General features: G+C 35.2%; 6 protein-coding genes and 1 pseudogene. 3 read left to right on the top strand and 4 right to left on the bottom strand.

Annotated elements, in window-relative coordinates; translation table 11 throughout:
- The 4 genes from PN471_RS07840 to PN471_RS07825 all read right to left on the bottom strand — a co-directional run.
- The coding region (locus PN471_RS07840; protein WP_271776365.1) for an nSTAND1 domain-containing NTPase at positions 1-3,209 on the bottom strand (3,209 nt) is incomplete at its 3' end.
- A gap of 220 nt (positions 3,210-3,429) precedes the next feature.
- Entirely contained in the window at positions 3,430-4,773 is a 1,344-nt protein-coding gene (locus tag PN471_RS07835; RefSeq protein ID WP_271776366.1) for an AAA family ATPase, read from the bottom strand.
- A gap of 114 nt (positions 4,774-4,887) precedes the next feature.
- Entirely contained in the window at positions 4,888-5,658 is a 771-nt protein-coding gene (locus PN471_RS07830) for a pentapeptide repeat-containing protein (RefSeq protein ID WP_271776364.1), read from the bottom strand.
- A 94-nt stretch (positions 5,659-5,752) separates the two neighbouring features.
- The gene (locus PN471_RS07825; RefSeq protein ID WP_271776363.1) at positions 5,753-6,073 is read right to left on the bottom strand and encodes a DMT family transporter; all 321 of its coding nucleotides are present in this window, start codon (positions 6,071-6,073) and stop codon (positions 5,753-5,755) included.
- Positions 6,074-6,225: 152 nt separating this feature from the next.
- Here PN471_RS07825 and PN471_RS07820 point away from each other — a divergent pair, with 152 nt between their 5' ends.
- The 3 genes and pseudogenes from PN471_RS07820 to PN471_RS07810 form a co-directional block, all read left to right on the top strand.
- Positions 6,226-6,972: a DsbA family protein gene (locus tag PN471_RS07820; protein WP_271776362.1), complete on the top strand. Its 747-nt coding sequence runs from the start codon at positions 6,226-6,228 to the stop codon at positions 6,970-6,972.
- A 358-nt stretch (positions 6,973-7,330) separates the two neighbouring features.
- Positions 7,331-8,026, top strand: a complete 696-nt coding sequence (locus tag PN471_RS07815; protein WP_271776361.1) for a CAP domain-containing protein — start codon at positions 7,331-7,333, stop codon at positions 8,024-8,026.
- Positions 8,025-8,126, top strand: a pseudogene (locus PN471_RS07810) (alpha/beta fold hydrolase); the annotation flags it as partial. The gene PN471_RS07815 and the pseudogene PN471_RS07810, both read left to right, overlap by 2 nt.
- Between the last annotated feature and the right edge of the window lie 137 nt (positions 8,127-8,263).

The following is an 8,263-nucleotide window of genomic DNA, read 5'->3' as shown; positions in this document are numbered from 1 at the left end:
CTAATGACCCCACTCTCATGACCTTTCAGGGTATTCAGGACTTTCCCTGTGGTCACGTCCCAGATTTTGATGGTGTTATCACCACTCCCAGAAGCCAATTGTTGTCCGTCGGGGCTAAATCCCACACTCCAGACCGTACTCTCATGACCTTTGAGAGTATTGAGGACTTTCCCTGTGGTCACGTCCCAGATTTTGATCGTCTTGTCACGACTCCCAGAAGCCAATTGTTTGCCGTCGGGGCTAAATCCCACACTATTGACATAACCCTCATGACCTTTGAGGGTATTAACTGCTAAGGCTCTATTTTCCGGCTTTTCATCACGCTGCAAATATACCGCTTGCCTTAATGCTGCTATCGCTGGTACTTGAGTATCAGATTTTGCCCAAGATGCGAGTTTAAGTTTTCCACCAGCCTTCAAGCCTTCTATTAAAGCGTTTCCGGTGTCTTTTAAGGCAAACTGGGCTTCACTGGATTTAGTTAAGGCTTGAATTGCATTAATATCAGCTTGTTGTTTTTGAGTTTCTGCCCTCTTTGCAGCATTCCAAGCTGTGACTGTTAACAAGGTCAATGCTATTCCTGCGGCCACTGAACCTGCAAGGGCAATTTTGAGAAAGCGATTGAGTTTAGCTTCACCAATTTTTCTTTGTTGTTTTTCCTGTTCCAGTTCTGCTATCACCGCTTTTAATTTTGGTTGTTGTTGCTGGCGAATAAACAAAGCCAAATAATCATGAACTAATTGATAACGTTCACAGGGATTTTCTGGTAACAACACCACTAAACCAGATTTGACAAATATCTCTAATACTAAATCTAAGTTATTCTCAGTTTCATTTTTATCTCGTTCTAATAATGATTGTAAATTTTCTTCTAATTCTGCCTTAGTTTTTAACGGTCTTGTTCCTTGTTCGTCTGTGAGAAAATAAAGTAATAATTCCGCAAGTTCTTGATTTTTCTCACCGCAATCATTAACTATTTCCCCTAAATAACGTTTAACTAATTGTTGTTTGTTACCAATTTTCTGATATGCTGCTAATGTGGTGATATTTTCTGTTTCTAATTGCGCCCCCACAACTTGTAATTCAATGGGACGAACTGAACCTAATTCTCCCGCTAAATCTTCTACCAGTCGGTTAATTAAATCAGGTTCTAACTGAAAAGTTGTTTTTTTAGTTAAACTCTCAATAGTAGTTTTAGCATTGTCTGGTGTTAAATTTCCTAATTTGTATAGGACATTTTTACTCAAAATACCATCACCAACGATATTCATGTCGGGGATTTCATCACATTCTAATAAAAGATGTAAATAATCTACCCGCAAAGATAAAATTATTCGCAAAGATCCAATATTTTTATGATTTAGACATTTCCCTAAAAACTTAAAAAATTCTGTTCTGGCTTTATCGTCAGGACACACAAAGAAAAATTCTTCAAACTGGTCAAAAATTAACACTGTTCTCAGATTTTTCTGTTCAATTTCTACCAGTTTTAAAATAAACTCTTCTTGAGTATCTAATTTTAATTCTGCTGGTTTTAATTTTGCTGGTAATACATCTAATAGTTGTTTTGCTAATTCTGTAAACCAACTATTATAAACTCTAATTGTCACAGGTAAATTATCTTTAAACCCGATAGCTTTATTTTCCAAAGCAGGAATTAACCCAGCATTAACTAGAGAACTTTTTCCAACTCCTGACTGTCCATGAATAACAATAATTTTTTTATCAGTTCTACCAATTCTTGCTAGTAATTCATCTACATCTATTTTCCGCCCAGATGCTTCAATTTCTGGAGAAATATTTTCTTTTTTAATGGTTTGATTTGTTTGTAGAGACGTTCCATGGAACGTCTCTACATTTAGATTTGTATTTTTTGCTGGTTTTAACCAACCCGCACCAATAAACGCCCGCAAACCAAACTGTTGTTCAATAGAACGAGATTCTAATTTGGTATTAAAAGCTTCTAAATATTGTGTTTTCTCAAATAATAGTTTTTGTAAAAGATTGAGAATTTTAACATAAAGCTTTGGGTGATTATTGATAACCCCGATATCTTTAGCCAATTTTAAATTACTAATTGCTAGTTCATGTTGTTTTAATTGTTCTTGCGCCTGTGCTAAAATTAAAAATAGACTTTGACGATAATAATTGAGTAGGGGTAATTCATGAATTATCCCTAACCCTTGATTAGCAATTTTGACTGTTTCTTGAAAATTTGATTGTGCAAAATTAGCTGTTGCTAAAAATATATAATCCTCCCCTATTTTCAATCTATTATTTTCCGCTTGATGTATGTCTAAAGCTTGTTGAGATAATGTTTTTAATTGTTCCCATGCTTGTAAATCTTGGAGAATTAACCCAAATATTGATAAAGAATTAGCAATTAAATCCAGACGTTGAGTATTTTTAAACTTTTCTAACGTTCGTTGTAAATAATTCCCAACTTCTCCTCCTTCCATGCTAGGGAAGGGGGTTGAGGGGTTAGGTCTTAATTTTGCATAATTGCAAATTGTCAGATTATAAAGTATTTTCCCTTGAATTTCTAAATTATCCGTTGTTTGCCAAAAATCCCAACTTCGTTGATAGTAATTAATAGCTGTATCTAATTGTTTTTTGTTATATGCAATAAATCCTTTTAAAAAATTACAATTAGCCGCCAATTCTGGTTCTAACTCTTGACCATTTTTTTGTAAGTCTTGTAATGCTAATTCAAATTCTTGTAAATTTACATTCAAATCATCATTTAATACTTTATCTATCATTGATTTGAGTAAATTAGTTAATTCATCGAAAGGAAGAGAAAAATTGATAGTAATCCCCCAACTTTCTAAATCAGGTGCAGATTCCATGATTTGTTGATATATTTGATCATTAATCCATAGGACTACCGGATATGGACAATTATTTCTAAATTCTTCCCTGACTTGATTAGCTGAACTGAACATTTTCGATAAATTCGGTAAAGATTCCCAACCGACAATCATTAATGCTTGAATATTCTGATCAAATTCTGCTTGAATAGCATTATATAATGTTCTTTCTGATGTTTGTAGCCGTAAAATCTGAATTTCAATCTCACATATTTTCTGTAACTCTTGAATAAGTTGATTTTGTAAGTTGATATAATTACACTTAGCCAAAATCAGCTTAAATTCTCCCTGAGAAGCTTCTAAAGACCATGCTAAATCTTCTAGTTGTTGTGAGTTGGTCATAGTGTTAATTTGTGATAAGAAAGATCCCTAACTTCTGACTTTGTAATTGGTTAATTGAGATATAAGAACCCCACCCCCAACCCCCTCCCCGCAAGCGAGGAGGGGGCTATGATAATATATCTTAATCCTATTAATCCTCAAATCCTGGAAATCCTGATTCTGACAAAATATTAATTCTGCAAATCCTTTAATCCTGGAAATCCTGATTCTGACAAAATCCTCATTCAGACAATTTTTCCGATTCTGCTAAAATCGGATTGATATCAAACCATAATTCACCTTGATCTCGATATTCAAAGACAAATCTACTGCGAATTAATTTCTGATATCCTAAATCATCACTAACTTCCTTAGTTTCTTTGACATGACGTAATAATTGCCATTCTTCAGCAGAAAGTCTTAATGAGAAGTCGTTACGTTGGTCACGAATAATCTGCTCTAAAGTGTTACCCTGGAGAGGAAATTTTTTATCTTTCATAATCCAGGGGTTTAATAACTTTAAAATATCGCGCACATGACCACCGCTAACCTGACACAAACGGTCTAAAGTTGCTGGAGTATCAAAAATGTCGGTAATTTTATTTAAGCGGTCTTCTGGGGCTAAATTAGGAAATGCTCTAGCTAAAATCATCTGTCGCATTAGCTCTAATCCCTGTTGATGGATGCTACCATCTGAATACTTAACGGGAACCATTGGTAATATTTTCGGGCGTTCTGGAAATCGTTGAGTTAGTATGCCATATTCATTGGAAAATTTCAAAGCCAAAGGCATGGTATAAATGACATGACAATTAAGTTGAGTTAGATATTCACCTTGGTCTACAAATATATATTCTTGTTGTGTGCGACCCCAGGGTTTAACCGTGTTCTCTATGCGGTCCAGGTTATCAACTATGACAACTAAACCATTTTTATCCTGTTGTTTAAGTTTAGAAATGGCAGGTTCTAAAAGTTCTTGATTAATTGCTTTTATTAAGTTTGTTTTCTGTGGTGCTAAATATTGATTTATTTTGGTTCTTAATGTGGGATCACTTTTCATTTTGGTGGTGATTTCCCCAATACCCAATGACAAAGATAATTTTTGTCCGTCAACAGTATAACCAATATCTTGACCAGCAAATTTACCTTTAACACCTGTAACTTCAGAGTTTAAAATATTCCATGCACCTTGAAGTAATTCCTGAAATTTTTTCGGTTCTTCGAGAACAATTTCCTCAAGACTTTTACTAATGCGACTAGCAATAGCTAAAAATACATCAGCAATATCTACATCTGTAATTTCTAGGTCTTCGCTAGATTCAAAATAGACAACATAAAAATCTGCTGCTTCTAATTCTACCTGCAACCGTAATAATTCTGTGGATTTACCGCAACCTATATGTCCAGTAAATAGGTTACAGGTAGGCTCATCTGGATTCCAAATTGTAATACTATCTTTAAGAGTGCTGATGATATCCTCACCACGCACTTCGGAAAAGTCAATATAACATTTTTGGTCTTCTTCATTCCGCGCTTTCAGAGTGCGTGCGGGGTTAGTGGCTTTGTGAAAATCCTTAATATCCATTTTGTCAGTAGTATGATTATCCTGATAGTTGCGGAATATCTCTACTGACAATAATACTTGTTCCTCAGTAATTAGAAAAGGGTTTAAAACCTAATTTTCTGGATACAATGGGGATTAGAAGGGGAAAAACTGTAATAAGACTGAACCTAAACTCCCTACAAAGTCCATAAAGCTGGGTTTACCCGCACTCACTGTTTCTGAGTAAGGCGTTTTTAATTCTGTAATAAAAGCTTGCGTTGTTTTTAGTCCTTCGGCATTTTTTTCTTTTGCAAATATTTCTGCTGCTATTTGGGCATCTTGTAAGGCGTTTTGTCTGTCTAAACTTTGATAACTAGCAATACCCCGGGCTAAATATGCACCGGCATAGTCTGGTTTAAGAGCGATCGCTTGGCTAAAATAATCAATAGCTGGTTTAAGATTCCCCTTTTGGGCTGCTGCTACACCCCAAGCATAAAAATCTTCTGATTTAGCAATTTGCGAAGGTATTCCTACCGCACCTTGAAAATTTGCACCTGTAATATTCGCACCTTTCAATTCAGCATTCATTAAATAAGTATCTCTTAAATCAGCACCAGTTAAATTTGCACCACTGAGTTTAGCCTCACTTAAATTCACCCCAAATAAGCTTGCACCTCGCAAATCGGCACCTCGCAAATCCGCACCAGCTAAATTTGCCCGACTTAAATTCGCACCCACAAGATTAGCACCGTTTAAATTTGCCCCAGCTAAATCAGCCATTACCAATCCAGCGTTACCAAGTAAGCATTTTGGACACTTTTTATTTGCTAATAACTGCCTAATATCCTCATAACTTGCAGCTTGAACTGCACCTGATAAGCTTACACTGAGTAAAAATACAGATATTGCCAAAATTTTACTGTTCATAATTTATTTTTGTATTAATCCAAGTTTCTGGTTTAGTGTGGTCAGTTGTCAGTTGTCAGTTGGTAATTATTTCCCCCTACCCTCTACCTCTTCCCTATTCAGCCAAGTTTAAACCAATAATACCGATAATTATAAAAGACATAGAGATAATTTTTACAACCGTCAAAGACTCATGAAACCAAATTACACTAATCGCAGCAATGATCAGAGTACCCACACCTGCCCAAATAGAATAAACTATACTCACCGGAATAGTTCTCAGAGAAAGAGTTAAAAACGTTAAACAAAGTCCATAAAACACAAAAATAAAAATTGAGGGGATAATCTTAGTAAATTCTTCTGACAGTTTCATACAAGTTGTACCAGAAACTTCAAAAATAATTGCTGCTATCAGATAAAGCCAACTAATTAACATAACTGTTATCTCAGATCCCTGACTTCTTAGAGAAGTCGGGGATCTGATTATTTTAGGATTATTACAAAAAGCATTATTTCCGAACTTGGAAACAATTGCTGTTTTCTCCGCTACTTGATAAAATCACATTGCTAGTTATCTACCTTTGACAAATGTCCAAAATTTTTACTCATTTTCGCAATTTAGCAATTGTTAGCTTGATCTGTCTGATATTAAGCTGGTCACTTCCCGTCCAAGCTGAGACTAAAATAGACCCCCAACTAGAAAAACAAGTTCTAGAAATTATCCGCAAACACCCAGAAATCATTATTGAATCCGTGGGAGCATATCAGCAGCAACAGCAACAGAATATCCAAAAATCACGGCAAGAATTTATCAATAATTTTCAAGCAAATCCTCAATCCGTAATTGGTGATTCTCCCACAATTGGTGCAACCAAATCAAAAACGGTATTGATAGAATTTTCAGATTTTGAATGTCCCTATTGTGCCGAAGCACATCAAACACTCAAAGATTTATTGGCAAAATATCCGAATAAATTCACCTTAGTTTATAAACATTTTCCCCTTTATCAAATTCATGATCAAGCATTACCCGCAGCTACAGTAGCTTGGGCAGCATATAAACAAGGTAAGTTTTGGGAATATCATGATGCCCTGTTTACCAATCAGAAACAATTGGGTGAAACTTTATATTTAGATATTGCCAAAAAGCTCAATTTAAACCTCAAAAAATTTGACAATGATCGCAAATTAGCTAATAAATCCATCGAAAAAGACCTATTATTAGCCCAACAATTAGGATTAGGTGGTACACCATCTTTTATTATCACCAGTCCAAATTTTGCTGGACCTGTAAAACTCACAGAAGTAGAACAAATATTGCAAGGTAAACCATAAAATTTGATAGTTGGGCAATAATTTATACTAGTTTTATAGTTATTGCCAATAAATCTGCACCTTTAGCTAGAGGTGGCACTTATTAATTAAGTGTTCTAATTACAGTAAGTGTAAGGAGTAGTCTTATGAGAAGTGATGAGGATAACTTTTCGCTTCTCAATTCCTATTTTATTGAAGTAGGAGTCGGTAGTCAGAATAAATTAATGGGGGATTCCCACCTTACATACATATATTTCAAAAATCAAATATTAGCCCAATCATACTTTACATTTAATAGCAAAGAAGATTACAATAGGCAATAGGTAGTTATCCAAAAAGATCACTACTACAATAATTCCACAAGAAAACGAGGTTATGAATGCGTCACCTGGGATTTTTGCTATTATTACCTATTACGCTGGCAACAACTTTTGCTGATCAATTACTAAAATATCCAGAATCTACTCTGCCACTGATTGCTGATAAAAATAGTCAAACTTTATTAGCACAAACAAGTTATCTGTCCACCTTGGAAAAACAAGTAATTGTTGAAACTAACAAAGTCAGAACCAATCCTCGTTCATATATACCTATTATAGAAAATTATAAACAGCGGTTTCAGGGAAATCAAGTCAAAATTTCCCATAATACCTATTTAATGACCCAAGAAGGTGTAAAACCTGTTGATGAGGCCATAAATTTCTTAAAATCCGTCCGTCCCGTTGGTGCATTACGTGGCTCAAAAGGAATGTCTTTAGGTGCGCGAGATCATGCTAAAGACCAAGGAGAAAAGGGAACAACAGGTCATAATGGTAGTGATGGTAGTAGCCCTAGTGATCGCATCAATCGTTATGGTAAATGGCAAACTACCGCTGGGGAAAACATTAGTTATGGACCAAATACAGCCCAAGATATTGTCATGCAACTAATAATTGATGATGGTGTACCTTCTCGTGGACATCGGAAAAATATTTTTAACCCATCTTTTCGGGTAACTGGTGTGGCTTACGGTTCTCATAAACAGTACAGAACTATCTGTGTGATTACCTATGCTGGCGGTTATATAGAAAACTAGACCTTGGGGCAATCATCCCCGAATTTCTTGGCAAGACAACATTTATACAGGAATTGCAGGTATATTAAACTATATAAAACCCAGTTGGCAATGGAATATTACAGCAGTTTGTGATCAAGTCCAGTACAAAAATAGCTATCTAAATAGGGTCAAAAAACAATCCACAATGATTAAACCAATTGAGAGCATTTTCATCAGTAATAGCATTAACCGCCATAGTAATTGCCTCATCAAGTG

Origin of the sequence: Aphanizomenon sp. CS-733/32 (assembly GCF_028330045.1) — a bacterium.
Classification (GTDB): domain Bacteria; phylum Cyanobacteriota; class Cyanobacteriia; order Cyanobacteriales; family Nostocaceae; genus Dolichospermum; species Dolichospermum gracile.
This window is presented reverse-complemented; position numbering and strand designations above follow the sequence as displayed.

Excerpts from the sequence above, each read along its gene's own strand:
- PN471_RS07835 (WP_271776366.1), bottom strand. The coding sequence starts at position 4,773 with ATGGATATTAAGGATTTTCACAAAGCCACTAACCCCGCACGCACTCTG.
- PN471_RS07830 (WP_271776364.1), bottom strand. The coding sequence starts at position 5,658 with ATGAACAGTAAAATTTTGGCAATATCTGTATTTTTACTCAGTGTAAGC.
- PN471_RS07825 (WP_271776363.1), bottom strand. The coding sequence starts at position 6,073 with ATGTTAATTAGTTGGCTTTATCTGATAGCAGCAATTATTTTTGAAGTT.
- PN471_RS07820 (WP_271776362.1), top strand. The coding sequence starts at position 6,226 with ATGTCCAAAATTTTTACTCATTTTCGCAATTTAGCAATTGTTAGCTTG.
- PN471_RS07815 (WP_271776361.1), top strand. The coding sequence starts at position 7,331 with ATGCGTCACCTGGGATTTTTGCTATTATTACCTATTACGCTGGCAACA.